23 protein-coding genes and 1 tRNA gene are annotated in these 24386 nt (G+C 66.2%); 16 read left to right on the forward strand and 8 right to left on the reverse strand.

Annotated features, from left to right (window positions below; all coding sequences use genetic code 11):
- Positions 1-11: 11 nt before the first annotated feature.
- The 3 genes from DK847_RS03650 to DK847_RS03660 all read left to right on the forward strand — a co-directional run bounded on the left by DK847_RS03650 (position 12) and on the right by DK847_RS03660 (position 3542).
- Positions 12-1799, forward strand: a complete 1788-nt coding sequence (locus DK847_RS03650) for an acyltransferase family protein (RefSeq protein WP_161957139.1) — start codon at positions 12-14, stop codon at positions 1797-1799.
- A gap of 82 nt (positions 1800-1881) precedes the next feature.
- Positions 1882-2742 carry a carbohydrate ABC transporter permease gene (locus DK847_RS03655; RefSeq protein ID WP_111196225.1) on the forward strand — a complete coding sequence of 287 codons (861 nt, stop codon included), beginning with the start codon at positions 1882-1884 and terminating at the stop codon, positions 2740-2742.
- Positions 2739-3542 (forward strand): carbohydrate ABC transporter permease, encoded by an 804-nt coding sequence (locus DK847_RS03660; RefSeq protein WP_111196226.1) that lies wholly within the window; start codon positions 2739-2741, stop codon positions 3540-3542. The genes DK847_RS03655 and DK847_RS03660 overlap by 4 nt, the downstream gene beginning before the upstream one ends.
- Before the next feature lie 9 nt (positions 3543-3551).
- On the opposite strand, the gene DK847_RS03665 is transcribed toward DK847_RS03660, so the two are convergent.
- The 5 genes from DK847_RS03665 to DK847_RS03685 form a co-directional block, all read right to left on the reverse strand.
- The gene (locus DK847_RS03665) at positions 3552-4262 is read right to left on the reverse strand and encodes a Stf0 family sulfotransferase (protein WP_111196227.1); all 711 of its coding nucleotides are present in this window, start codon (positions 4260-4262) and stop codon (positions 3552-3554) included.
- A gap of 74 nt (positions 4263-4336) precedes the next feature.
- On the reverse strand, positions 4337-5809 hold the full coding sequence (locus tag DK847_RS03670; RefSeq protein WP_111196353.1) for a multicopper oxidase family protein: 1473 nt from the start codon (positions 5807-5809) through the stop codon (positions 4337-4339).
- A gap of 72 nt (positions 5810-5881) precedes the next feature.
- Positions 5882-6835, reverse strand: a complete 954-nt coding sequence (locus tag DK847_RS03675; RefSeq protein ID WP_111196228.1) for an acetyl-CoA carboxylase carboxyltransferase subunit alpha — start codon at positions 6833-6835, stop codon at positions 5882-5884.
- A 56-nt stretch (positions 6836-6891) separates the two neighbouring features.
- A complete protein-coding gene (locus DK847_RS03680) occupies positions 6892-7812 on the reverse strand; it encodes a site-specific tyrosine recombinase XerD (protein ID WP_245414507.1) in 921 nt (306 codons plus the stop codon).
- Positions 7802-7945 carry a histidine kinase gene (locus DK847_RS03685; RefSeq protein ID WP_111196230.1) on the reverse strand — a complete coding sequence of 48 codons (144 nt, stop codon included), beginning with the start codon at positions 7943-7945 and terminating at the stop codon, positions 7802-7804. The genes DK847_RS03680 and DK847_RS03685 overlap by 11 nt, the downstream gene beginning before the upstream one ends.
- 105 nt (positions 7946-8050) lie before the next feature.
- Between DK847_RS03685 and DK847_RS03690 the strand changes: the two genes are divergently transcribed.
- From DK847_RS03690 to DK847_RS03700, 3 genes are read left to right on the forward strand one after another with little or no spacing between them, the layout of a single operon-like run.
- Positions 8051-8647, forward strand: coding sequence for a shikimate kinase (locus DK847_RS03690; protein ID WP_111196231.1), 597 nt, complete (start codon positions 8051-8053; stop codon positions 8645-8647).
- Complete coding sequence (gene aroB / locus DK847_RS03695) at positions 8640-9776, forward strand: 3-dehydroquinate synthase (protein WP_111196232.1); 1137 nt, start codon at positions 8640-8642, stop codon at positions 9774-9776. The genes DK847_RS03690 and aroB overlap by 8 nt, the downstream gene beginning before the upstream one ends.
- Positions 9773-11062, forward strand: coding sequence for an HlyC/CorC family transporter (locus tag DK847_RS03700; protein ID WP_111196233.1), 1290 nt, complete (start codon positions 9773-9775; stop codon positions 11060-11062). The genes aroB and DK847_RS03700 overlap by 4 nt, the downstream gene beginning before the upstream one ends.
- Positions 11063-11188: 126 nt before the next feature.
- On the opposite strand, the gene DK847_RS03705 is transcribed toward DK847_RS03700, so the two are convergent.
- Positions 11189-11470 carry a BolA family protein gene (locus DK847_RS03705; protein ID WP_111196234.1) on the reverse strand — a complete coding sequence of 94 codons (282 nt, stop codon included), beginning with the start codon at positions 11468-11470 and terminating at the stop codon, positions 11189-11191.
- Positions 11471-11530: 60 nt separating this feature from the next.
- Here DK847_RS03705 and DK847_RS03710 point away from each other — a divergent pair, with 60 nt between their 5' ends.
- From DK847_RS03710 to cobT, 3 genes are all read left to right on the forward strand, one after another.
- Positions 11531-12136, forward strand: a complete 606-nt coding sequence (locus DK847_RS03710; protein ID WP_111196235.1) for a J domain-containing protein — start codon at positions 11531-11533, stop codon at positions 12134-12136.
- A 141-nt stretch (positions 12137-12277) separates the two neighbouring features.
- Positions 12278-13267, forward strand: a complete 990-nt coding sequence (gene cobS, locus DK847_RS03715) for a cobaltochelatase subunit CobS (protein WP_193548172.1) — start codon at positions 12278-12280, stop codon at positions 13265-13267.
- A gap of 10 nt (positions 13268-13277) precedes the next feature.
- Positions 13278-15164: a cobaltochelatase subunit CobT gene (gene cobT / locus DK847_RS03720; protein WP_280956374.1), complete on the forward strand. Its 1887-nt coding sequence runs from the start codon at positions 13278-13280 to the stop codon at positions 15162-15164.
- Between the two features lie 149 nt (positions 15165-15313).
- On the opposite strand, the gene DK847_RS03725 is transcribed toward cobT, so the two are convergent.
- Both DK847_RS03725 and rpmB read right to left on the reverse strand, forming a co-directional pair.
- Positions 15314-15961 carry a DapH/DapD/GlmU-related protein gene (locus tag DK847_RS03725; RefSeq protein WP_111196236.1) on the reverse strand — a complete coding sequence of 216 codons (648 nt, stop codon included), beginning with the start codon at positions 15959-15961 and terminating at the stop codon, positions 15314-15316.
- Between the two features lie 67 nt (positions 15962-16028).
- A complete protein-coding gene (rpmB, locus tag DK847_RS03730) occupies positions 16029-16325 on the reverse strand; it encodes a 50S ribosomal protein L28 (protein WP_111196237.1) in 297 nt (98 codons plus the stop codon).
- Positions 16326-17000: 675 nt separating this feature from the next.
- Here rpmB and DK847_RS03735 point away from each other — a divergent pair.
- The 7 genes from DK847_RS03735 to DK847_RS03765 all read left to right on the forward strand — a co-directional run bounded on the left by DK847_RS03735 (position 17001) and on the right by DK847_RS03765 (position 24360).
- Entirely contained in the window at positions 17001-20072 is a 3072-nt protein-coding gene (locus DK847_RS03735) for a helicase-related protein (RefSeq protein ID WP_146256035.1), read from the forward strand.
- On the forward strand, positions 20059-20364 hold the full coding sequence (locus tag DK847_RS03740) for an RNA-binding S4 domain-containing protein (protein ID WP_111196238.1): 306 nt from the start codon (positions 20059-20061) through the stop codon (positions 20362-20364). The genes DK847_RS03735 and DK847_RS03740 overlap by 14 nt, the downstream gene beginning before the upstream one ends.
- Positions 20365-20427: 63 nt before the next feature.
- Positions 20428-20766 (forward strand): ferredoxin FdxA, encoded by a 339-nt coding sequence (fdxA, locus tag DK847_RS03745; protein ID WP_111196239.1) that lies wholly within the window; start codon positions 20428-20430, stop codon positions 20764-20766.
- Positions 20767-21176: 410 nt separating this feature from the next.
- Positions 21177-22106 carry a CarD family transcriptional regulator gene (locus DK847_RS03750; RefSeq protein WP_111196240.1) on the forward strand — a complete coding sequence of 310 codons (930 nt, stop codon included), beginning with the start codon at positions 21177-21179 and terminating at the stop codon, positions 22104-22106.
- Positions 22107-22210: 104 nt separating this feature from the next.
- Positions 22211-22287, forward strand: a tRNA-Arg gene (locus DK847_RS03755).
- A 185-nt stretch (positions 22288-22472) separates the two neighbouring features.
- Positions 22473-23402, forward strand: coding sequence for a transcriptional regulator GcvA (gene gcvA, locus DK847_RS03760; protein ID WP_111196241.1), 930 nt, complete (start codon positions 22473-22475; stop codon positions 23400-23402).
- A 22-nt stretch (positions 23403-23424) separates the two neighbouring features.
- Positions 23425-24360 carry a serine O-acetyltransferase gene (locus DK847_RS03765; RefSeq protein WP_245414508.1) on the forward strand — a complete coding sequence of 312 codons (936 nt, stop codon included), beginning with the start codon at positions 23425-23427 and terminating at the stop codon, positions 24358-24360.
- Positions 24361-24386: the final 26 nt, after the last annotated feature.

Consider the following 24386-nt stretch of genomic DNA (forward strand, 5'->3'; position numbering starts at 1 on the left):
CTGTTCAGCGCATGAAGTACCGGCCCGATATCGACGGACTGCGCGCGGTCGCGGTCCTGGCTGTCGTGGCCTTCCACCTGAAGCGGGACTGGCTTCCGGGCGGCTTCGTCGGCGTCGATGTCTTCTTCGTCATCTCCGGCTTCCTGATCACGGCGCTGATCCTGGAAGCGCAGCGCAGCGGTACCTTCACCTTCTCGGGGTTCTACCAGCGCCGCATCGCGCGCATTGCCCCGGCCTTCCTTCTCGTTGCCACGGCAACGCTGTTCTTCGCGTGGCTCGTCTATACGCCGCAGGACTTCGCATCGAGCGGTGCCGTCTTCGTTGCAGCACTGCTGTCAGTGGCGAACATGAAGTTCATCTACCAGGGCGACTATTTTGCATTCTCGCCCGATGCGCAGCCCTTCCTGCACTACTGGTCGCTGTCGGTCGAGGAACAGTACTACCTGGTCTTCCCGCTGTTCCTGATGACCCTTCTCGCCGTCGTTCCGCGCCACGCCCGGACGATCGTGGCCGGGGCCTTCGCGGCAAGCCTCGCCCTCTGCATCGTGCTCACCTATCACAGCCCGCAATGGGCGTTCTTCTCGCTGCCCTCACGGGCCTGGGAACTGCTCGCCGGCTCGCTGGCCGCGATGGCCGCCGCACCGTTCCGGCCGGGCCATTTCGGCAGGCTTGGTTCCGGCCTGAGGGCAGCCGGGCTGATGCTCATCATCGGCTCCTGCCTCATCCTCGACGGCAGCATGGCCATTCCCGGCTTCTACGCCCTTCTGCCGGTGATCGGCGCCGTCACGCTGGTCAGCGTGAACCCGGCCGAAGGCGATGTGGCATCGCGCCTGCTGCGGTTGCCGGCCTTCGTGCTCGTGGGTAAACTCTCCTATACGCTCTATCTCTGGCACTATCCGATCTTCTGCCTGGTCGACTATCATTTCTATGCCTCGTCCGAACTATTCCGCACGGCCTGCAAGCTGATGCTGACGGTGCTGGCCGTGGGCGCCACCTATCTCCTGGTGGAGGCCCCGTCCCGCCGCTTCCTCAACCGCCCGGCGAGCAAGCGGCTGTCCTATGCCTTCCTCGTCACCGCCCTCGTCCTGCTGGTGCCGCTGGGCCTGCACATACGTGCCAATTACTACATCAATGCGGACCCGTCCGACGTTGCGTCCGGCGGTCTCGTCTTCGAGCAACGGCCATCGCGCGGAACAGTGGTGCTGATGGGCGACAGCAACGGCTCGATGTATGGCTACACGCTGCGGGAGATCGCCCGGGAGCTGGGCCTGACCCTGGTCGTCGCCAGCGTCGCCTCGGGCGACCCGCTTCCGCCCGTCGGCGCTGCCGAGACCACGCTGTGGGCAGACAGCCTTGCCGTCATCCGCAAGACCAGGCCGGATTTCGTGATCATCGGCATGGAATGGCGCGAGAAGCTGAAGCATCACCCGGGGCGGCTGGACACCGCCCTTGCGGAAATAGGCCCGCACACCGGAAAGATAATCATCATGGACCAGATCCCGTCGCTGCCCCCTGTCGCGTCGCGCGAGGGGATTCGCAAGGGCATCAGGCCGCCCTTTGGCGAGGACGTCCGGCAGGCCGCAATACGGCAATCGGTCAACCGGTTCCTCCACGCCCATGCATCGGACAAGGTCGTGGTGATCGATACCGCCGCGAAGCTTGTCGGCCCGGACGGCGATGTCCGCTTCGCCGACGGCGCCGGGCGGGAAACCTACAAGGACGAAAAGCACATTTCGACCGCAGGCGCCGCCCTGTTCGCGGACGACATCAGGCAGGCGCTCGGCGCGCCGCCACATTGACCTCGCGGGATCGGACCGTCCGGGTTGGCAGGACCAAGCGGCTGCTTGACGCCGCGCATCGGCGAGGGGCATCCTGCCGCGCATGTCGGGGCGTTTCACGGTCTTTCTGCTACTGCTTCCCGCCCTGCTGGTGATGACGGTGAGCGGGGTCGTGCCGGCAGGCTTCATCGCCTTCTATTCGCTCCATGACACCTTCGCCGGCAACAGCTTCGTCTGGGTCGGGCCGCAATGGTATGTGAGCGTCCTGTCCTCGCCCGAGTTCTGGTGGGCGCTGGCGCGCAGCCTGGGTTATTCCGCCCTGGTCCTGCTCATCGAGGTGCCGCTCGGCATCTACATCGCGCTGCGCCTGCCGGCGGCGGGGCCATGGGCAGCGGTGCTGATCGTGCTGCTGGCCATTCCACTCCTCGCGCCGCAGATCGTCGTCGGCTACTTGTTCAAGGTGATGACGATGCCGCGCATCGGTCTTCTCCACGCCATCTTCACCGCCATGGGCCCCGGGCTGGACATGAACAACAAGGCAGTGGTGTGGGCCGTCCTGCTGCTCATGGACGCCTGGCACTGGACCAGCCTCGTGGTGCTGCTGTGCTATGCGGGGCTTCGCGCCATTCCGCAGGCCTATTACCAGGCAGCACGCATCGACGGGGCGGGCCGCTGGGCCATCTTCCGCCACATCGAGCTGCCACGACTGCGCCTCGTGCTGCTGATCGCCATCCTGCTGCGGCTGATGGACAGTTTCATGATCTATGCCGAGGCCTATGTGGTGACCCGCGGCGGCCCCGGCGTCTCCACCACCTTCCTGTCGCATGAACTGGTCCAGACGGCGACGATCCAGTTCGACCTGGGCGAGGGCGGGGCCATGTCGATCCTCTACCTGCTGATCGTCGTGGCCATCTCCTGGGCCTTCTTCAGCCTCATCGTTCCGCGCCGCGAGCGGCCGGCATGAAGGGCCGCCTGTCGATGGCCCCGCTGGTCTATGTGGCCCTGCTGATGACGCCGGTCTACTGGCTGCTGGTGATGAGCTTCAAGACCAATGCCGAGATCGGCGGCGGCCTCACCTTCCTTCCGCATGCCGTGAACCTCGAGAACTATGCCCTGATCTTCAGCGATCCGGACTGGTACATGGGCTATGTCAACGCCGTCATCTACGTGCTGCTCAACGTGGCGATTTCGGTGATGGTGGCGCTGCCCGCCGCCTATGCCTTTTCGCGGCATGATTTCTTCGGGCACCGGGGGCTGTTCTTCGGCCTCCTGATGTTCCGCATGATGGCGCCCGCGATTCTGCTCGCCCCCTTCGTCCAGATCTTCTCCGACCTGGGGCTGATCGACACTCACATCGCGGTGGCCATCGCGCATTGCTTCTTCAACGTGCCGCTGGCCATCTGGATCCTCGAGGGCTTCATCTCCGCGATCCCGCGCGAGATGGACGAGAGTGCGCGCATCGACGGCCACGGCATCTTGTCGTTCATGGGGCGCATCCTCATTCCGCAGATCGCACCGGGCATCGCGGTCGCCGCCTTCTTCTGCTTCATGTTCTCGTGGATCGAGTACATGCTGGCCAATGCGCTGACCACCATCGATGCAAAGCCCATCGCCGGCATCATGACGCGCGCCGCGGGGGTGATGACGGGTGATCTTGCGCTGCTCTCCGCCGCCAGCGTCCTCGGCTTGCTGCCCGGCCTCATCCTCATCATCTTCATGCGGAAATATCTCGCCACCGGCTTCTCGATGGGGCGCGTGCTCTAGTGCGGCGCGCTATGCCGCGCCGGCACCCAGCGCGGCGAGGAAACGCTGCTTGATCGCCTGCGTCTGCGCCGGATCGGTGAGCTTGACGGTGTCCTGCGCCGGCGCCAGCACGTCCAGCCCGGCTATGCCGAGATGGGCGGCAAGCCGCCCCAGTTCCGCCGCGGGGCTCGCCACCACGTCCTCATAGGCGAGTTCCAGGAAAGTGATGGCGCAGTCATGCAGCAGGCTGCGCCAGGCATATTCCTCGGCGACCTGGCGGCTCATGATGTTGGCGAGGAGCGGAATGTCGTCGTCCGAGAGCGCCGCGCCGGCCCGGCCGGCGGCGGCCCGGTCGCCGGTGTTCCACAGCTCGGACTTGGTGGCCAGAAGCTCGGAAATCGCCTGCAGGATCTTGTCGCGGCGAAACACCAGGACATGCCTGTCGAAGCTGCGCAGGAAGCTGACGCCGCTCGGCATGCCGATGCGCTTGCCGCCAAACACGTTGTGGAACTGGTTGAAGTGCAGCTTCATGCCGAACACGCCATTGGCGGATGTGTTGGCGGCGACCACGCGCTCGTAATAGGCGAGCATGCTGGGCTTCGCCTGTTCCGGGTGTCCCTGTTCGGCCAGCGTGCTGGCGTGAAAATACTCCTTCACCCGGCCAGCCCGTCCGGTGGCGTTGAGGGCCGCGGCCAGCATGGTGCTTCCCGTTCGGGGACTGGACAGGATCAGGTACTTCATCGGCGCGCCGCTCTTCGGACTTCACTGGGGCGCGAACTTACGGTCGCGCCCCGCGAAAAGCCAGACCGGCGGCGTCAGGCGGCGCTGGTATAGCCCACCGTGCCCATCATGCCCGAATTCATGTGATAGGCATGGTGGCAATGGAACGGCCATGAGCCGGGATTGTCAGCATCGAAGACGATGGTCACCGACTCCATCGGGGGCACCAGCACCACGTCGCGCAGGGCGCCGTCGATGACGGTCTTGCCGATGGCCATCACCTTGAAATAGTGGCCATGAAGATGCATCGGATGCGCCATGCCGGTCATGTTGTGCATCATCACCGCGATGCGCTCGCCCTGGCGCATGGTGAACAGCGGCTGCGCCGGGTCGGCCTCGCCGTTGAGCCCCCAGAGATAGTTCGTCTCGCCGCCCGTCAGCATCAGCATCTCGGTGCGGTTGACCGGTTCCTGCGGAAGCTTGGCCACCGCGCGGTAGAGCAGTTCCTGCGACAGGTCGAGGGCCGGCGCCATGTCGCCCTCCCCCGCCAGCCTGGGGATTGCCGCGCCCTTGCTGGCGACGATGATGCCGGTCCGTGCCCTGACTCCTTCGGGGCGGAACAGAACGGGGAAGGCACCGCCTTCGGCCGGGATCGTGAGCCGGATATCGGCGCGTTGCGCCATGGCGAGCGGGAAGAGGCTGCCCTTCATCGGGTAGATGGCATTGCCGTCCACCGCCACGAGTTCGCCCTCCATGGCGCCGAGATCGACCCACATGTTGGATGCGGCAGCACCATTGATGATGCGGAGCCTCAGCGTCGTGTTCTTCTCCACGGTGACGACCTCGGGGTCATCGAGCGTCCGGTCATTGGCGAGATAGGCATCGAACACGATGTCGTTCAGCATGCCGGCGCCCCCCATCATGCCCGCCATGCCCTGCATCATGCCGCCGCCTGCATTGGAGCCGGAATGGTTCATCTGCGAATGGTCCATGCCCTGCGAGGAGCCATGCATCGTGTGGCCGGCATGTGCACCGCCGCCACCCTGCAGTTCGGCGAGGATCTCCTGCGGGTTGCGGAAGGTGAAGTCATGCAGCATCACCACATGCTCGTGGTCATCGAACACCGGCTGCTTCACCTCGTTGACGATGAGGGGGGCCGCCAGCAGCTGCTGCTCCTGCAGGCCCATGTGGGAATGCATCCAGTGCGTACCGGCGCGGGTATTGGCGAAGTCGTAGTCCTTGCTGGCGCCGGGCGCGATGGCGGGCTCGCCATACATGGCCACGCCATCCTGGCCGAAGGGCGGGGTGAGGCCGTGCCAGTGGATGATGGTGTCGCTGTCGGTGTCGTTCTTCACCCGCACGCGGAAATGTTCGCCGAACATCATGGAGAGGCCCGGCTTGCCGTCGGGCCCGGTGAGACCATAGACGGTGGCGGCCCGTCCCTTCACCTCCAGCACGCGCTTCGACACGGTGAGGAGCTTCGGCTCGGGCTCGGCCACGGCAAGGCGCGGCAGGCCCATGAGAGAGGTGCCGGCAAGGCCGGCCAGCAGGATTTCGCGGCGATTCATCATCCGTCCCTGTACGTTCATCGCCCCTATGTGGATGCGATTTGCGGCAGGAAGCGGGCAGACCTCTGGCTGCTAGAGGTTGCGGCCGATGGCGAGGAACTTCTCCCGGCGCTGGCTGCGCAACGCATCGGGCGACAGGCCCTCGAGGCTGGCGAGGGCCTTGCCGATGGCCACCCCGGTGGCCGAAATCGCCTCGGACGCCGCGCGGTGCGCACCACCCTTGGGCTCCGGGATGATCTCGTCGATGACGCCGAGCTTCTTCAGGTCCTGGGCGGTGATCTTCATCGCTGCCGCCGCATCCTTGGCGCGCGCCGCGTCGCGCCACAGGATGGAGGCGGCACCCTCGGGCGAGATGACGCTGTAGATGGCGTGTTCCAGCATCATCACCACGTTGGCCGTGGCAATCGCGATGGCGCCACCGGAACCACCCTCGCCGATCACCACCGAGACGGTGGGAACGCCAAGCGCCAGGCAGCAGTCGGTCGAGCGCGCGATGGCCTCCGCCTGGCCACGCTCCTCCGCATCGATGCCGGGATAGGCGCCGGCGGTGTCGACGAAGGAGATGACGGGAAGCCCGAAGCGGTCGGCCGTTTCCATGAGCCTCACCGCCTTGCGGTAGCCCTCCGGGCGCGCCATGCCGAAGTTGCGCTTGAGCCGGGAGGCCGTGTCATTGCCCTTTTCCTGGCCCAGCACCATGACGGGCTGGCCCTGGAAACGGCCAAGGCCGCCCACCACCGCGAAGTCCTCGGCGAACTTGCGGTCGCCGGCCATGGGGGTGAATTCGGTGATCAGCTGGCCGATGTAGTCCACCGCATGCGGGCGTTCCGGGTGGCGCGCCACCTGGGCCTTCTGCCAGGGTTCGAGGCTGGCATAGAGGTCGGTCAGCTGCTTGGCCGCCTTCTTCTCCAGCCCCTTCACCTCGTCCGAGATCGAGACGGTCTTGTCGCCGGTGGCCAGCGCGCGCAGTTCCGCGATCTTGCCTTCCAGTTCGGCGAGAGGGGCTTCGAAATCGAGATAAGTGGGCATTGGGCCTCGAAACGGGTCAGTGTTGGCGCGGAAACTGGCCGTGCTCAGTCAGGAAGTCAACTTTTCTTGGCAAGCGGATGGTGGGTCTCCACCACCTCGCGCAGCCGCTCGGCCTGCACGTGGGTATAGATCTGGGTGGTCGAAATGTCAGCATGGCCAAGCATTTGCTGGACGGCGCGGAGGTCTGCCCCACCCTCCAGCAGGTGGCTGGCGAAACCATGGCGCAGCACGTGGGGCGAGAGTCTTGCGGTATCGAGCCCGGCCTCCCGGCCCAGGGCCTTGAGCTCCAGTGCGAAATGCTGCCGCGTCAGGTGCCCGGCGGCGCCCGAGGACGGGAACAGCCATTTCGACCCCGCGAGGCCGGTTTTGCGGAGGGTTGCGAGATAGTCCGTCAGCGCCTCCCGCGCCGTGGCGGAGACCGGCACCAGCCGTTCCCGCCCGCCCTTGCCCTTGACCAGGATGAAGTCCTTCTCCGCACTTGCCGCCTGTGCCGTGAGGCCGACGAGTTCGGAGACGCGCAGCCCCGTCGCATAGAGCAGTTCGATCAGGCACAGCATCCGCTGCGCCTTGACGAGCTGCCTGCCCTCGGCCTTCCCCACCCGCGCCCGGGCGGCCCCCGCCAGCGCCTCGACGTCGGCCTGCGAGATCATCTTGGGCAGCGGGCGTGCGGCACGCGGGCTGTCGATCGCCGTGGCGGGATTGTCCTTCGCCAGCCCGTCGCCATGCAGGAAGCGGTGGAACTGCCGGATGGCGGAAAGCTTGCGCGCTGCCGAGGAGCGGGCAAGGCCCAGGGTCTCCAGCGTTTCGAGGTGCCGGCGGATATCCTCCGGCCCTGCCGCCTTGAGGTCGGAGATGCCCTCGGCATAGGCTTCGAGGTCGCGGCGGTAGGCGGCAAGCGTGTTCCGCGATGCGCCGCGCTCGGCCGCCATCATTTCGAGGAAGCGGTCGATCAGGCGCTGGGAGACGCTATTTGGCACGCAGCTTCTCGCTGGGCAGCGGCTTCACGATTTCCGTCTGCTCGGGCGGAAAATGCGACAGCGCCCAGGCGCTGCCATAGACCGCCCCCACGAGAAACCCCACGACCAGAACGAATTTCACCGTATCGGGCATCGATCACCACCACAGAAGGCCAGTGTAGCGGTTCGCTTCCGCTTCGGAAAGGCTTTGCGGCGGAACACCTTGCACGATAGAACCGGCCGGAATTGAGGAGACCGGATGGCACGCCGTTCGATTGCAAAGGAGACCGAATTGGTCCGGCAGCGGCTGGGGCAACGCCCCATCGTGCTCGTCGGTCTGATGGGGGCCGGCAAGACGAGCGTGGGCCGCAGGCTGGCCGAGAAGCTGCGCATCCCCTTCGTCGACGCCGACCACGAGATCGAGGCGGCGGCCGGCAAATCCATCAAGGACATCTTCGCCGACCATGGCGAGCCCTATTTCCGCGAGGGCGAGCGCCGGGTGATCCAGCGTCTGATCGGCAATGGCGCGCAGGTGCTCGCCACCGGCGGCGGTGCCTACATGAACGACGAGACCCGGCAGCGCATCCAGGAGAGCGGCATCTCCGTCTGGCTCAAGGCCACGCTGCCAATCCTGATGAAGCGGGTGATGAAGCGGCAGGACCGGCCGCTGCTCCAGAACGAGGACCCACAGGCGGTGATGCGCGCCCTGATCGACAAGCGCTACCCGGTCTATGCGCTGGCTGACGTCACGGTGGAAAGCCGCGACGTGCAGCACGGCCAGATGGTGAACGACGTGGTCCGGGCGCTGGCGCAGTGGGACGGATGGGACAGCAAGAAGAAGACCAGTGATGAGTGACCTCAATGCCGCCGAACGGCGCGAAACCGTGCCCGTCTCGCTGGGCGACCGCAGCTATGACATCCACATCGGCGAGGGCCTGCTGGCCCGGGCCGGCGAGGTGGTGGCGCCCTTCCTGAAGCGCCCGCTCACCGCCATCGTGACCGACCAGAACGTCGCCGCCGCGCATCTCGCGACGCTTGAGCGCGCGCTGGCGGCGAAAGGCATCCGCTCCACCGCCATCGTCATGCCGCCGGGCGAGAAGACCAAGAGCTACCAGCACCTCGCCGAACTCTGCGACAAGCTGCTGGCGGCCGGCATCGAACGCCGCGACCGCATCATCGCCTTCGGCGGCGGCGTGATCGGCGACCTCGCGGGCTTTGCCGCCGCGATCCTGCGGCGCGGTGTGGACTTCATCCAGATCCCGACGACGCTCCTGTCGCAGGTGGACTCGTCCGTTGGCGGCAAGACCGGCATCAATTCGCCTTATGGCAAGAACCTGATCGGCGCCTTCCACCAGCCGCTCGCCGTCATCACCGACATCGCGCTGCTCGACACGCTGCCGAAGCGCGAACTGGCGGCAGGCTATGCCGAAGTCGCCAAGTATGGCCTGCTGGGCGATGCCGATTTCTTCGAATGGCTGGAGGGTGCGGCCCCCGCCATCATGCGCGGCGATTCACAGGCGCGAATCCATGCGATCCGCAAGTCCTGCGAGGCCAAGGCGCAGATCGTGGCGGAGGACGAGCACGAGACCGGCGTGCGCGCACTTCTGAACCTCGGCCACACCTTCGGCCATGCGCTCGAATCCGCCACCGGCTATTCGCAGCGCCTGCTGCATGGCGAGGGCGTCTCGATCGGCATGGTGCAGGCCTTCCGCTTCTCCGAGCGCCAGAAGCTCTGCCCGCCCGGCACCGCGGACCGCGTGGCCAGGCACCTGAAGTCGGTGGGCCTGCCCATTCACGCCTCGCAGATCCCGGGCGAACTTCCGCCGCCCGCCACGCTGGTCGAGATCATGCGGCAGGACAAGAAGGCCCAGGGCGGCAAGCTCACCTTCATCCTCGCCCGCGACATCGGCGAGGCCTTCATCGCCAGGGATGTGAACGAGCATGACGTGCTGAACTTCCTGACGGAGGACCTCCGCCAGCGATGAGCCCCGACCCTGGATTAACCAGCGCCGCGATCCTCGCCCTGCTCGTCCTTTCCGGCTTCGCGGCGGCCCTCCGGGCGGCCCTGTGGAATGCATCGCGCACGAGGCTCGGCGAACTCCAGAAGCGCGGCATCCAGGGTGCTGCGACGGCGCTGAAGCTGCTGGAGGACGAAGACCGCACCATGGGCGCGCTCGCGCTGGCCAAGCTGCTGGCGGCCATGCTGGCGGCCGGCCTTGCCGCCTTCCTGCTGTTCCACATTTTCCCGCTGCTGCAGGCGAGCCTCGCATCCATCGCGCTGATCGTCGTCTTCGCCTTCCTTGGCCTGGTGCTGCCCGATGCCTTTGCGGCGCGCCGTGCGGACCGTGCGGCGGTGATGCTCTCAGGGCCCGCATCCCTGCTGGTGGCCGTGCTCGGGCCTCCTGCCGCGGCACTCGAAGCCGCCGCGCGCGGGCTCCTCACGCTGACCGGCTCCGGCACGGCGGACGAAACCCATACCATGCATGAGGAACTGCGCGAGGCGATCGACCTCCACGCCAAGGACGGCACGGTGGTGAAGAACGACCGCGACATGCTCTCCGGCATCCTCGCCATGCAGGACCTCGAGGTCGCCGACATCATGGTCCACCGCACCAAGATGACGATGCTCGACATCGAGGAAGACCCGAAGGAGATCGTCAACACCGTGCTGAAGAGCGGCCACACGCGAATCCCGGTGTGGAAGGACACGCCCGACAACATCATCGGCGTGCTGCATGCCAAGAACCTCTTCGCAGCACTCCAGAAGCACAATGGCGATGCCGCGAAGGTCGACATCGAGGACATCCTTCTGCCGCCCTGGTTCGTGCCCGATACCCGCGCCATCCCCGACCAGCTCAATGCCTTCCTGAAGCGCAAGAGCCACTTCGCCATCGTGGTCGATGAATATGGCGAGGTGCAGGGCCTGGTGACGCTCGAGGACATCATCGAGGAGATCGTCGGCGACATCAAGGACGAGCACGATGCAGTGGCGTCCGGCGTGCGGCCGAAGCCCGACGGCTCCTATCTCGTCGATGGCTCCGTCGCCATCCGCGACCTGAACCGCGCCTTCGACTGGGCACTCCCCGACGATGAGGCCAACACCATCGCCGGCCTCGTCATCCACGAGGCGCGTATGATCCCCGAAGTCGGCCAGGCCTTCGTCTTCCACGGCTTCCGCTTCGAGATCCTGAAGAAGCGCCGCCACCAGATCACGGCGCTGCGCATGAGCCCGGTGAAGCGCGAGGGCGAGGCGGCCCCGGAAGCCAATTAGCCGTCCAGCGAAATCCCACATCCATCATGGCCGGGCGTGTCCCGGCCATCCTTTCACGGCGGCAAAGAGGATCGCCGGGACAAGCCCCGCGATGACGATATCAAGACTGCGCGTGAAGCAGGCCCCTTACGCCGCCGAGGCCTGGATCGCCAGCGCGTGCACGCGCTCCTTCAGCTCCTCCGCCAGCGCGGCATTCACCATCCTGTGCTGCTCGACCCGCGACTTTCCTCGGAAAGCCTCCGCCACGATGACCACGCGGAAATGGCTCTCGCCATCGGGCCGCGATCCCGAGTGCCCCGCGTGGTGGTGGGACTCGTCGATCACCTGAAGTGCCGCCGGCGCGAAACTTTCGCTCAGCTTCTTGGTGATTCTTTGGCCAACGGGGCCGAGATCATGGGATGGCGTCATTTGGTCCCTCATGCGCACGAGGCTTGCTTGGGCGCGGCTCTATCACCATAATTGGCAGCGATGAAGCTCGATTCAAAATACTTCGACAAGATCCGCGTGAAGCCTTCGACCGACAAGAAGAAGGCGGCGGAGACGATTCCCCAGTGCGACTGGCCGGATTGCCCGCGCCCGGGCCGCCACAAGGCGCCCATGGGCCGCGGCCACGAGGGCAAGTTCTACAATTACTGCACCGAGCATGTGCAGGAGTACAACAAGTCCTACAACTACTTCCAGGGCATGAAGGACGACGAGATGCAGGAGTTCCAGAGGAACGCCCGCCTCGGCGAGCGTCCGACCTGGAAACTGGGCCAGAATGCCACCCCCAATGCCTCCGCCGTGCGCCGCCGCGGCGCCCAGTTGCGGGATGATCCCTTCGGGCTTGCCGCCAAGGCCGGCAAGCAGCCGGGCCGCCACCCGTCCGGCCGGGCGCTCCGCTCGACCGAGCTCAAGGCCCTGCAAACGCTGAATCTGGACGATACCGCCACGCCCGAGCAGGTGAAGACCCAGTACAAGACCCTGGTGAAGCGTCTTCACCCAGACGCGAACAATGGCAGCCGGGCCAACGAGGATACGCTGAAGGCGGTGATCCAGGCCTATGACCACCTTCGTTCAAGTGGGTTCTGCTAGCTCATGTCCCGCCCAGGCGGCCCCACCTGAGCGATAAGGACATGCGCCCACTCAAGTTCTGGGCGGCGCAAAGCCTTGCCCGGCAGGGCCCGACCGTCTAAAACCCGCCCGCGTAACCCCGGAACATGAAGATCTCCTGACATGATTGCGAAGGCCCCTGCAGAGTCGAACGGCATGCCCGACACCAAGGCGTCGGTGAAGCAGCTCTTCGGCTTCGACTCGAACATGGAAGTTCCCGCCTATTCCAAGGCCTCGGAACATGTCCCGGACCTCGATCCGGACTATCTCTTCAACCGCGAGACCACGCTCGCCATTCTCGCGGGCTTCGCCTACAACCGCCGCGTCATGGTGACGGGCTATCACGGCACCGGCAAGTCGACCCACATCGAGCAGGTCGCCGCCCGCCTCAACTGGCCCTGCATCCGCGTCAACCTCGACAGCCACATCTCGCGCATCGACCTGATCGGCAAGGACGCGATCGTGCTGCAGGAAGGAAAGCAGGTCACCGAGTTCCGCGAAGGCATCCTGCCCTGGGCCTACCAGCACAATGTGGCGCTCGTCTTCGACGAATATGACGCCGGCCGCCCGGACGTGATGTTCGTGATCCAGCGCATCCTCGAAAGCTCCGGCAAGCTGACGCTGCTCGACCAGTCGCGCGTCATCCGCCCGCATGCCGCCTTCCGGCTTTTTGCCACGGCCAATACGATCGGCCTTGGCGACACCACGGGCCTCTATCACGGCACGCAGCAGATCAACCAGGCGCAGATGGACCGCTGGTCCATCATTACGGCGCTCAACTACCTGCCGCATGCGCAGGAGGTGGGCATCGTTGCGGCGAAGTCGAAGCACTTCGACAACGAGAAGGGCCGCAAGATCATTTCCAACATGGTGCGCGTGGCGGATTTGACCCGCAACGCCTTCATGCAGGGCGATCTCTCGACCGTCATGAGCCCCCGCACCGTCATCACCTGGGCGCAGAATGCCGAGATCTTCGGCGACGTTGGCTTCGCCTTCCGCGTGACCTTCCTCAACAAGTGCGACGAGCTGGAGCGCAGCGTGGTGGCCGAGTTCTACCAGCGCTGCTTCGGCGAGGAGCTGCCGGAATCCTCCGCCCACATCGCCATTGCCTGAGTGATGTAAGGTGGCGAAGGAGAAGGACACACCTTCGAACGAGTTCAAGCGCGTCCTCACCGTCGCGATGAAGACCATTGCCGAGGACCCGGAGCTCTCCGTGGCCTTCGGCAACGAGGCGCCCTCGCTGGCGGGCAACCGCGCCAAGCTCCCCCAGGTCGGCAATGAGCTGAAGGCCTCCGACATCGCCATCGTGCGCGGCCTGTCCGACAGCTTTGCGCTCCGCCTCGCCAACCACAACGACAAGGTCCACGCCCGCTACCAGCCGCAGGGCAAGAATGCCCGGGCCGTCTTCGAGGCCGTCGAGCAGGCGCGCATCGAGGCCCTCGGCGCCAATGCCATGCAGGGCATGAAGACCAACCTCGCGGCCATGCTGGACGACCGCTACCGCAAGAAGGACGTCGCCCGCTACACCGACCGCAAGGATGCCCCGCTCGACGAGGCCGTGGCGCTGATGGTGCGCGAGGCGCTGACCGGCGAGAGGCCCCCCGAGGGGGCGCGCACCATGGTCGACCTGTGGCGGCCGTGGATCGAGGACAAGGCGCACGACCAGCTCGCGCACCTGATGGACAACATCCACGACCAGGCGGCCTTCGCCCGCATGTCGCGCGACATCATAGCCGCCCTCGACATGGCGGAGGAGCTGGGCGAGGACCCCGACCAGTCGGACGAGAACGACGAGTCGAACGAGCCGGAAGAGGATTCCGGCGAACGCCAGGAGACGCCCGACAGCGAGGAGCAGGAAAGCTCCCAGCAGTCGATGGAAGAGATGCAGGACGCCGAGGGCGAGTCCGAGGCCGCCGAGATGGACGCCCAGCAGATGGACGTCGAGGACCAGGCCGAGGACCAGGATGGCGAGGAAGAACAGGACGGCGAGGAGCCGTGGAAGCCGCAGCTCCCCTTCTCGTCGCTCTCCAACGAAGACTTCTACAAGGTCTTCACCAACCAGTTCGACGAGGTGATCTCGGCCGAGGACCTGTGCGACGCCGAGGAACTCACCCGCCTTCGCAACTATCTCGACAAGCAGCTCTCGAACCTGCAGGGCGTCGTGGCGCGTCTCGCCAACCGCCTGCAGCGCCGCCTCATGGCGCAGCAGAACCGCAGCTGGGACTTCGACCTCGAGGAAGGCGTGCTCGATGCCGCCCGCCTCACCCGCGTCGTCATCGACCCGATGCATCCACTCTCCTTCAAGGAGGAGCAGGACACCGAGTTCCGCGACACGGCGGTGAGTCTGCTCCTGGACAATTCGGGCTCGATGCGCGGGAGGCCCATCACGGTCGCCGCCACCTGCGCCGACATCCTCGCCCGCACGCTGGAGCGCTGCGGCGTGAAGGTGGAGATCCTCGGCTTCACCACGCGTGCGTGGAAGGGCGGCCAGGCGCGCGAGAAGTGGCTCGCCTCCAACAAGCCGTCGAACCCCGGCCGCCTCAACGACCTCCGCCACATCATCTACAAGTCGGCCGACAGCCCGTGGCGCCGCGCGCGCCGCAATCTGGGCCTGATGATGCGCGAGGGCCTGCTGAAGGAGAACATCGATGGCGAGGCGCTGATCTGGGCGCACAACCGCCTCTTGGCCCGCCGCGAGCAGCGCCGCATCCTGATGGTGATCTCGGATGGTGCGCCGGTCGATGATTCAACGCTCTCGGTCAATTCCGGCAATTATCTCGAGAAGCACCTCCGCCAGGTCATCCACGACATCGAGCAGCGCTCGCCGGTCGAACTGATCGCCATCGGCATCGGCCATGACGTGACACGCTACTACAAGCGCGCGGTGACGATTGTCGATGCCGAGGAGCTTGGTGGGGCGATGACGGAGAAGCTCGCCGAGCTGTTTTCCGAGAAGGCCGCGCCGAAAGTGGTGGCAAAGCCCGCGCCAAGGAAGCGGGCGTCGGCGTAACGGCCGCAGGCCGACCTCCCCCACTCTCCAATTCATCATACGCGGGCTCGTCCCGCGTATCCCTTTGATGCCGTGCAGAGGATGCCCGGGACGAGCCCGGGCATGATGGGCATGAGGAGAGTGTGCAGACCTTCGTTGGCCTTGGGCCTTCAACGGGGCGCATGCTTCGCGAGAAACGCCTCCACCGACAGCGCCCGCATGTCCTCGACCGCCTGCCCCAGCCGCTCATGCTCCCAGTCCCACCAGGCGAGCCGCAGGATGCGTTCCGCCACTTCCGGCGCGAAGCGCCATTTGAGGAAGCGCGCCGGCACGCCCGCCACGATGGCATAGGGGGCCACGTCCTTCGTCACCACGGCACCCGCCGCAACTACCGCGCCGTGGCCGATGGTGACGCCGGGCAGGATGATTGCGCCATGGCCGATCCACACATCATGCCCGATCACCACCTTGGCGGCGATGCGCTGCTCGCGGAAGGCCTTGTCGAGCTTGGCATGCGCGAAGAACTCGTTGGGCCGATAGGTCATCTTGTGCTGGCTGATGCGCTCCGTCGGGTGGTTCAGCGCATTGATGCGGCACTGCGCGGCGATCGCCGTGAACTTGCCGATCTGCGCGTAGATCGCCTCCGAGTCCCGCTCGATGTAGGAATAGTCGCCGAGCGTCGAGTCGAGGAACTGCACGCGCTCCTTCAACTCGGTGAAGCGCCCCAATTCGGCATTGCGGGTGACGGCCGAGCCGTGGATGCGCGGTGCGCCGTCACGCGGGCCATTGCCGCGCCTGCTTGCTTTCTCTTCGCTCATCGCCTGACCCATAAAGCAAAAGCCGCCCCGGTTGGAGCGGCTTTCGAATTCAGAACCGACCGAAGGATCAGGCGGCCTTGGCGGCTTCCAGCTTCTTGGCGATCGAGCGCTTGAGGCGCAGCGCCTTGTCCGAGAGCTTGGCGCTGTCGGCCTTCATCAGGAAGGCGTCGAGGCCGCCCACATGCTCGACCGACTTCAGCGCGATCGCGGAGATGCGCAGGCGATAGGTCAGGCCCATCGCATCGCTCATCAGGCTCACGTCGCACAGGTTCGGCATGAAGCGGGTCTTGGTCTTGTTGTTGGCATGGCTGACCTTGTTGCCAACCAGCGCGTTCTTTCCCGTCAACTCACAACGGCGGGCCATGGGCTTAACTCCACAATAAGAATGGGCACCGGTCGGCAGGATGCCCCCGGTTCGGATGGCGGGTCTATAGTGGCAGCAGGCCACGGGGTCAAGCCGGAAGCACCCGATATCCCGGCGGGTCCAAAGCCTGTCTTCGCGCCTCTGCCCTCACCGGAAAGGAGCTGGCTGTCCCGTTCTGGCACAATCGGGTTAACGCCTCGCCCCGCCGCAACCGCGCTGCGAGCAGAATTCTCCTGTGCTCTTGTAGGCTTAGCTGAGCCGCAACACAACATCTTGCGAGAACAAACCACGAAAATCGGCCCTTCAGCGATTCGGGCGCGATCCGTTCCGGGGATGGTCCATTCCGTTAAGAACGTCGGCTTGCCGGTCGCGAGGTCAGCTGGAATTCGTCAACCATGGGGCGCACGGCGTTAAGACTTTCGGCTCCACCTCCGCCATGGATGGCCGCCCCGGTGTTCCGGCGCATCAGGCGCCGCCTTCCGGAACCCCAGCAAATCCGGCACAAGCCCCTGGGAACAAACCCGGAAAAGCCAGTCAGCAACGATTCGGGCCGTGTTCGTTCCGCTTTGAATCCAATGCTTAACGGGGCGGTTCAGAACGGGCCGATAATCCTTGACCGCGGGGGACCCGCGCCCCAAGTCTGGAGCTCACGAAAGTCCCGTAAAGCCGCCTTAGATGCCCGCCCAGAAAACCGTCACTGCCGTGCTTGGCCCCACCAACACCGGCAAGACCCACCTCGCGGTGGAGCGCATGCTGGGGCACGGCGGCGGCATGATCGGGCTTCCCCTTCGCCTTCTGGCCCGCGAGATCTTCGACAAGGTGCGGGCGCGTGCGGGCGATGCCGCCGTGGCGCTGGTCACCGGCGAGGAGAAGATCATCCCCGCCGCCGCGCGCTACTGGATCTGCACCGTCGAGGCGATGCCTTCCGACGTCGACGTGCCCTTCCTCGCCATCGACGAGGTGCAGCTCTGTGCCGACTTCGAGCGCGGCCACATCTTCACCGACCGCGTGCTGAACCGCCGGGGGCGCGACGAGACCATGCTGCTGGGGGCCGCCACCATGCGCCCGCTGCTCGAGCGCCTGCTGCCGGGAACGACCTTCGTGGCGCGCCCGCGCTTCTCGCAGCTTCTCTACGCGGGCCAGAAGAAGCTCACGCGGCTTCCCCGCCGCTCGGCCATCGTCGCCTTCTCCGCCGACATGGTCTATGCGACGGCCGAGCTGATCCGCCGTCAGCGCGGCGGCGCGGCGGTTGTTCTCGGCGCCCTCAGCCCGCGCACCCGCAATGCCCAGGTGGCGCTCTACCAGTCGGGCGACGTCGATTACATCGTGGCCACCGATGCCATCGGCATGGGCCTCAACATGGATGTCGACCATGTGGCCTTCGCCTCCACCCGCAAGTTCGACGGCTTCCAGTACCGCCACCTCAACCCCTCCGAACTGGGCCAGGTCGCGGGCCGCGCCGGGCGCTACATGAACGACGGCACCTTCGGCGTGACGGGCGAGGCAGATCCCTTCGAGCAGGAAGTGGTGGAGCGCCTCGAGTCGCACAATTTCGATGCCGTGCGCATGCTGCAGTGGCGCAACCGCGAGCTGGATTTCGGCTCGCTGGAGCGCCTCAGGCAGTCGCTCAACATGCTGCCCAACCAACAGGGCCTCACCCGCGCCCAGCCCAATGCCGACCTGCTCGCGCTGGAAGCACTGGCCCGCGACCCCGCCACGCGTGACTTGGCCACGTCGAAGAAGGACGTGGAGCGGCTGTGGGAGGTCTGCCAGATCCCGGACTACAGAAACATTTCGAACTCGGAGCACGCCTCGATCGTTTCGAAGATCTACCAGTATCTCCAGACTGGAGACGGGTTCATCGATGAGGACTGGTTCGTGCGCCAGCTGAAGTTCTGCGAGAACACCCAGGGCGATCTCGACACGCTGTCGAACCGCATCAGCCACATCCGCACCTGGACTTTCGTGGCCAACCGGCCGGACTGGCTGAAAGCACCTCTCTATTGGCAATCCTACGCGAGAGAGATAGAGGACAAGCTGTCGGATGCCTTGCATGAGCGGCTGACACAGCGTTTTATCGACCGCCGTACCAGCGTGCTGATGAAGCGCCTGGCCCAGAAGGAAGAATTGATGTCGACTGTTGAAGAAGATGGCGCCATCCACGTCGAGGGCGAGTATATTGGCCGGATCAAGGGCTTCCTCTTCGTGCCCGATGGTGCGACCGAGGGTGCCGAGGCCCGCGCCCTCAAGGCCGCCGCCATGTCCGCCGTGGCTGCCGAGATCACGGCGCGCGCCAAGGCGGTCGCCGCCTCAGCCGACACCGACCTGAAGCTCACCCGCGATGGCCAGATCATCTGGAACCATGCCCCCGTGGGCAGGCTTGAGCCTGGCGCCACCCTGCTGAAGCCGCGCGCCTCCGTCGTCGCCGGCGACCAGCTCTCAGGCGCCGAGCGCGAGGAGGTGCAGCAGCGCCTCCAGAAATTCACCGACCGCCACATCGCCGCCGTGCTCGAGCCGCTCCTGAAGCTCGAGGAAGGCGAGGGCCTCGAAGGCATCTCGCGCGGCATCGCCTATCGCCTGGTGGAGACGCTGGGCGTCCTGCCGCGTGACACCGTGACGGAGGAAGTGAAGGGCCTGAGTCAGGATGATCGCGCCAAGCTCCGTGCCTTGGGCGCCCGCTTCGGCGCCTTCAACGTCTATGTGCCAGCCCTCTTGAAGCCCGCCCCCACCGAGCTCCGCCTGCTGCTCTGGGCCTTGAGCCTGCAGAAGGAAGGCAAGCTCGACCCCGCAGCGCTGCCGCAGCCGCCGGGCCAGGGCCTCACCTCGGCGAGCTTCGACCGCTCTACCCCTAAGGGCTTCTATGGCGTCTGCGGCTACCGCATCTGCGGCTCGCGCGTCGTCCGCATCGACATGCTGGAGCGTCTGGCCGATGTGATCCGCGACCGCGTGTTCTGGCGCCCGCGCTTCGCCGAGGAACCGCGGCCCTCGGGTTCCGTCGAGGGCGGCGGCTTCACCGTGGTGCCGGACATGATGTCGCTCGTCGGCTGCTCAGGCGAGGACTTCCTCGGCATCCTGAGGAGCCTCGACTACCGCATGCAGAAGAAGACGGTGAAGCGCCCCGTGGCCGCCGCCGCTGCGGCGCCGGGCGCCCCGCAGGAACTGCCGGGCACCGCGCCCGCCGAGGTTCCGGCCCTCGCGCCGCAGGAAGCGCCCGCCCCCGCCGAACCGGTGACGCCGGAGCCGGGCGAAACGCCCGCCGAGCCCGCCACACCGCCGGAAGCGCCCGACAGCCCGGTCGAGGTCCCCTCCACCCCCGCCACGCCTGCGGCGGAGGGCGAGGCAGACGCCGTGGCTGAAGCCGCGCCCGCGCCCGAAGTGCCGATGGAAGAGGTGGAAATCGAGATCTGGTGGCCCAAGGACACCGGTCCCTTCCGCCATCGCCCCGAGCGCCAGCAGAACAACCGCCGCCCGCAGCAGCGCGGCGCCAAGCCGGCCGAAGGCGGCGAGAAGCCCGAGGGCGAACAGCAACCGCGCCGCGAGGGCGGCCGCCCGCACCGCCAGCATGGCAAGGACAAGCGCCGGGAAGACCGCGCCGAGGGCCAGGAGGGTCGGCAGGACCGCAGGCCGCGCCGGGAGGACCGCAAGCCGGAGGCCCCGGAGCGGAAATCCCGCCCGGAAAAGCCGATCGACCCCGATTCCCCCTTCGCCGTGCTGGGGGCGCTGAAGGCGAAGCTTGGCGGCAAGTGACGAGGCGCCGGGGCGCCAGCGCCTCGACAAGTGGCTGTGGTTCGCCCGGGTGGTGAAGACCCGGGAGGCCGCCTGCTCCCTCGTGGAATCCGGCCATGTCCGCCTCAATGGCCAGAAGACGCTGAAGCCCGGCCACGGGGTGAAGGCGGACGACGTTCTGACCATCGTCCTCAATTCAAGGGTGCGGGTCCTGCATGTCGCGGGGCTGGCCGAGCGCCGCGGTCCCGCCGAGGCGGCGCGGCGCCTCTATCGTGAGCCGGGCATGTCCACGCTGGATGAGGAAACGCCGTAAAATGTGGTGCAAGCCCCGCCGGAAATTGCTAGGAAGCGTTCGGAATAAAGAACGGTTGAGCCTATGACCTATATCGTCACCGACAACTGCATCAAGTGCAAGTACATGGATTGCGTGGAAGTTTGCCCCGTGGACTGCTTCTACGAGGGCGAGAACATGCTCGTCATCCACCCCGACGAATGCATCGACTGCGGCGTCTGCGAGCCGGAATGCCCGGCCGAGGCGATCAAGCCTGATACCGAGCCCGGCCTCGAATCCTGGCTGAAGCTCAACACCGAATATGCCGCGCAGTGGCCCAACATCACCACCAAGAAGGACGCCCCGGCGGATGCCAAGGAGTTCGACGGCGTGGAAGGCAAGCTGGAGAAGTATTTCTCCCCCAATCCCGGCGAGGGCGACTGAGGGTTTTCCATGCCCTGCGCGCAGGCCGGGCATGCATCCCCTTCCGGGCATTAACCTTTTTCCGCAAGATTCGTCCGTGTGCGGCACAAGATTCCGCCGTACACGGACGTCTAGCCCTTTAAAAATGCTTAAACTTGTGATATTTAGGGCATCATGAGTATGTAATCCGAGTTGGGTGAAGGAAACCGGGCCAAGGGCTCGGGTTTTTTTATGCGCGTGCCGGCAATCCACAGACAGCGACAGGGGCCCGAGGGCGCCCTTCGGGTGGGAGGGCAGACAGGCACCGGTTACGGGAACTGGACGAAGAGGCAGGTTGCGCAGGTCTTTTGGCCAGCGCCGCGCGTCACCCCGTTTCTCGCCAACGGACCGCATATTCCAGAACACATTGGGCAAAGGGCGAAGGACGAAACATGACGAAGACCAAGACGAAGGCAGCGGCCACCAAGAAGCCCGCCGCCAAGGCCAAGACCAAGACAGCCCCGAAGAAGACCTCGAAGCCGGTGACCGCCGCCAAGGCCAAGCCCGCTGCCGCCAAGGCCAAGCCCGCCGCCGCCGCCAAGCCGGCCCCCAAGGCCGTTGCCGCCAAGGCCCCCGCCAAGCCCGCCGCCGCCGTAAAGCCGGCTCCGGCTGCAAAGCCGGTGGCCGCCGCCAAGCCCGCCGCCGAGGCCAGGAAGCCTGCCAAGGCTGCGGCCCCCGCCCCCGTTGCCAAGGCCGCTGCCCCGCAACCCGCCCCCGCCCCGGCCCACAAGCCGGCGGCTGCCGCTGCCGTGGTTGCCCCGCCCGTGGCGCGCAAGCTGGTGTTCAAGGTCAATGAACTCGTCGTCTACCCCGCCCATGGCGTGGGCAAGATCTCGATGATCGAGGAGCAGGAAATCGCCGGCGTGAAGCTCGAGCTCTACATCGTCGAGTTCGAGAAGGAGAAGCTCCGCCTCAAGGTGCCGACCAGCCGTGCGGAACAGAAGGGCATGCGCCGCCTGTCCGACAAGGCGCAGATCGAATCGGCGCTGAAGGTGCTCAAGGGCCGCGCCCGCATCAAGCGCACCATGTGGTCGCGCCGGGCGCAGGAATATGATGCGAAGATCAACTCCGGCGACATCATGGCCGTGGCCGAGGTGGTGCGCGACCTCTACCGCTCGGAGCGCCAGCCGGAACAGTCCTATTCCGAACGCCAGCTCTTCGAGCAGGCGCTGGACCGCATGGCCCGCGAAATCGCCGCCGTGAAGAAGATCGACGACGACCAGGCCGTGAAGGAACTCGAAGAGTTCCTCTCGAAGAACGCCAAGCGTCCCGCCGCCGGCGAAAAGCCCGAAGAGGACGTGGCCGCCGACGAAGCCGCCTGATCTCTCGTCATCCGATCTGCAAAGGCCCGGCCGCACGCCGGGCCTTTTCCGTTTCTGACGCCTTCCCAAAGCGGGCGCGGACCGTTAGAAAGGCCACCGGCCAAGTCCCGGTAGCTCAGCCGGATAGAGCACAGGTTTCCTAAACCTGGGGTCAGGGGTTCGAATCCCTTCCGGGACGCCACTCATTCACCTTCATTCCCACCCCCTCCGCCAGCGCCGACGCGGGGGCAGGCCCGCCGCGCCCGCATCCGGGCATGGTCGGAGCACAGGCGCCCCGGCACCTCTCCACGCCACCAAAGAAAGCCTTGCAACGGCCCGGCAGCGGTGTTACTCCTAAATCTCTATCAATTAAGTATGGTATAGACGATGCGCCGCCAGCTCCCCCCGCTCAATGCTCTCCGGGCCTTCGAGGTCGCTGCCCGCCACATGAGTATTTCGCAGGCGGCAAGCGAGTTGCGGGTGACGCCCGCCGCAGTGAGCCACCAGATCCGGCTGCTCGAGGATCACGTGGGCCTGCCGCTCTTCGTCAGGAACGGCCGCGGCCTGGCCTTGACCGATGCCGGAACGGCCGGGCTGCGCGACCTGCACGAGGCCTTTTCCCGCCTCTGTGCCGCGATGGACGCGATCGATTCGCTGGGCGAGGCGGGCGTCCTGTCGGTCAGCGTGGCGCCCTCCTTCGCCTCGAAATGGCTCCTGCCGCGGCTCGAACTGTTCCAGAACGCGCATCCGGAGATCGACGTGCATGTCCAGGCCTCGATGCAGATCTCCGACTTCGCCAAGGACGGCATCGATCTCGCCATCCGCTATGGCGCGGGGCGCTACTCGGACCTCGCGGTGGAAAGGCTCATGGCCGAGAGCGTGGTTCCGGTCTGCAGCCCGGAATACCTGATGCAGCATGGCCCCTTCTACATGCCCTCCGACCTCACCGAGGCAACCCTGCTGCATGACGACAGCCCCGACAATGATCCCTCCTGCCCCAATTGGGAGATGTGGCTGAGCGCGGCCGGCTCGCCGCACGTCGATTCGACGCGCGGCCCGCGCTTCAACCAGTCGAGCCTCGTCATCGAGGCGGCGGCACTCGGCCGTGGCGTGGCCCTGGCCAAGACGGCCCTTGCCGCCCGCGACCTGCGCCAGGGACGGCTGGTGCAGCCCTTCAACTCGACGACGGTGAAGGTCGACTTCGCCTATTACCTTGTCGCCCCCCGCGCCAAGTTGAACCTGCCGAAGGTCTCCTACTTCATCGACTGGCTGCGCAGCGAAGTGACCCGCGAAGAACAGCAGCTGGCCGTGGCCTGACGCGCCGGAAGGGAGGAACGCCATGTCCGCGAAGATCCAGATGCTGAGGGCGCCGGCCGCCCGGGTGCCCGCCTTCGAGCTCGGCGGCATCGTCGCCGAACTCCGCTACTCGCGCGAGGTCAGCCACAACATCCGCCTCGGCGGGAAGGTCACCGAGGCGCCTGCCGCGGCAACGGTCGCCGAAATCATGGACAGCGTGGTCACCGCACTCTTCCCCACCCATCTCGGTCCGCACGGGCTCAGCCATGACCGGGTCGACCTCTTCGTCACCAATGCGCTGTCGACGGCCTTTACCCGGCTGGGAGACCAGCTGGCGCGCGGGCTGCAGTTCGATGCCAACGGCCTGTCGCCGCTCGAGGCGAAGCGCCGCGCCCAGGCGATCGTGCAGGGCTTCGCGCGGCAGCTTCCCGCCATCCGCGCCCTGCTGGTGAGCGACCTCAAGGCCGCCCAGCAGCGCGATGCCTCGGCCGAGAGCCTGGCGGAAGTGCTGATCTGCCATCCCGGTTCGCGCGCCATCATCCACCACCGGCTGGCGCATGCCCTGCACGGGGCAGGCGCGCGCCTCGTCGCGCGCATCGTCGCGGCGCTGGCGCATGCCACGACGGGGATCGACATTCACCCGGGCGCCAGCATCGGCCCGGGCTTCTTCATCGCCAAGGGCACCGGCGTCACCATCGGCGAGACGGCGGTCATCGGCGAGAATGTCTGCCTGCACCAGGGCGTCACGCTGGGCGAGCACGCGGCAGAAGGCGCCGCGCCGCCCCGCCGCCGCGTGCCCCGCCACCCGATCATCGAGAACAACGTGACGATCCATGCCGGCGCCACCATTCTCGGCCGCATCACCATCGGCGCGGGTTCGGTGATCGGCGGCAATGTCTGGCTCACCCGCAGCCTTCCGCCGGGCAGTTCGGTCACCCAGGCGGCGCATGCCGTGAGTCCCATCCACAGCCTCGACTGAGCCATGCTGCCCCGGCAGCGCGGCGC

Source organism: Aestuariivirga litoralis, from assembly GCF_003234965.1.
GTDB classification, from domain to species: Bacteria; Pseudomonadota; Alphaproteobacteria; order Rhizobiales; family Aestuariivirgaceae; genus Aestuariivirga; species Aestuariivirga litoralis.

Bases quoted from the DNA above. Each gene is read 5' to 3' on its own strand.
- DK847_RS03650 (WP_161957139.1), top strand. From the start codon at position 12: ATGAAGTACCGGCCCGATATCGACGGACTGCGCGCGGTCGCGGTCCTG.
- DK847_RS03655 (WP_111196225.1), top strand. From the start codon at position 1,882: ATGTCGGGGCGTTTCACGGTCTTTCTGCTACTGCTTCCCGCCCTGCTG.
- DK847_RS03660 (WP_111196226.1), top strand. From the start codon at position 2,739: ATGAAGGGCCGCCTGTCGATGGCCCCGCTGGTCTATGTGGCCCTGCTG.
- DK847_RS03665 (WP_111196227.1), bottom strand. From the start codon at position 4,262: ATGAAGTACCTGATCCTGTCCAGTCCCCGAACGGGAAGCACCATGCTG.
- DK847_RS03670 (WP_111196353.1), bottom strand. From the start codon at position 5,809: ATGAATCGCCGCGAAATCCTGCTGGCCGGCCTTGCCGGCACCTCTCTC.
- DK847_RS03675 (WP_111196228.1), bottom strand. From the start codon at position 6,835: ATGCCCACTTATCTCGATTTCGAAGCCCCTCTCGCCGAACTGGAAGGC.
- DK847_RS03685 (WP_111196230.1), bottom strand. From the start codon at position 7,945: ATGCCCGATACGGTGAAATTCGTTCTGGTCGTGGGGTTTCTCGTGGGG.
- DK847_RS03690 (WP_111196231.1), top strand. From the start codon at position 8,051: ATGGCACGCCGTTCGATTGCAAAGGAGACCGAATTGGTCCGGCAGCGG.
- aroB (WP_111196232.1), top strand. From the start codon at position 8,640: ATGAGTGACCTCAATGCCGCCGAACGGCGCGAAACCGTGCCCGTCTCG.
- DK847_RS03700 (WP_111196233.1), top strand. From the start codon at position 9,773: ATGAGCCCCGACCCTGGATTAACCAGCGCCGCGATCCTCGCCCTGCTC.
- DK847_RS03705 (WP_111196234.1), bottom strand. From the start codon at position 11,470: ATGACGCCATCCCATGATCTCGGCCCCGTTGGCCAAAGAATCACCAAG.
- DK847_RS03710 (WP_111196235.1), top strand. From the start codon at position 11,531: ATGAAGCTCGATTCAAAATACTTCGACAAGATCCGCGTGAAGCCTTCG.
- cobS (WP_193548172.1), top strand. From the start codon at position 12,278: ATGATTGCGAAGGCCCCTGCAGAGTCGAACGGCATGCCCGACACCAAG.
- DK847_RS03725 (WP_111196236.1), bottom strand. From the start codon at position 15,961: ATGAGCGAAGAGAAAGCAAGCAGGCGCGGCAATGGCCCGCGTGACGGC.
- rpmB (WP_111196237.1), bottom strand. From the start codon at position 16,325: ATGGCCCGCCGTTGTGAGTTGACGGGAAAGAACGCGCTGGTTGGCAAC.
- DK847_RS03735 (WP_146256035.1), top strand. From the start codon at position 17,001: ATGCCCGCCCAGAAAACCGTCACTGCCGTGCTTGGCCCCACCAACACC.
- fdxA (WP_111196239.1), top strand. From the start codon at position 20,428: ATGACCTATATCGTCACCGACAACTGCATCAAGTGCAAGTACATGGAT.
- DK847_RS03750 (WP_111196240.1), top strand. From the start codon at position 21,177: ATGACGAAGACCAAGACGAAGGCAGCGGCCACCAAGAAGCCCGCCGCC.
- gcvA (WP_111196241.1), top strand. From the start codon at position 22,473: ATGCGCCGCCAGCTCCCCCCGCTCAATGCTCTCCGGGCCTTCGAGGTC.
- DK847_RS03765 (WP_245414508.1), top strand. From the start codon at position 23,425: ATGTCCGCGAAGATCCAGATGCTGAGGGCGCCGGCCGCCCGGGTGCCC.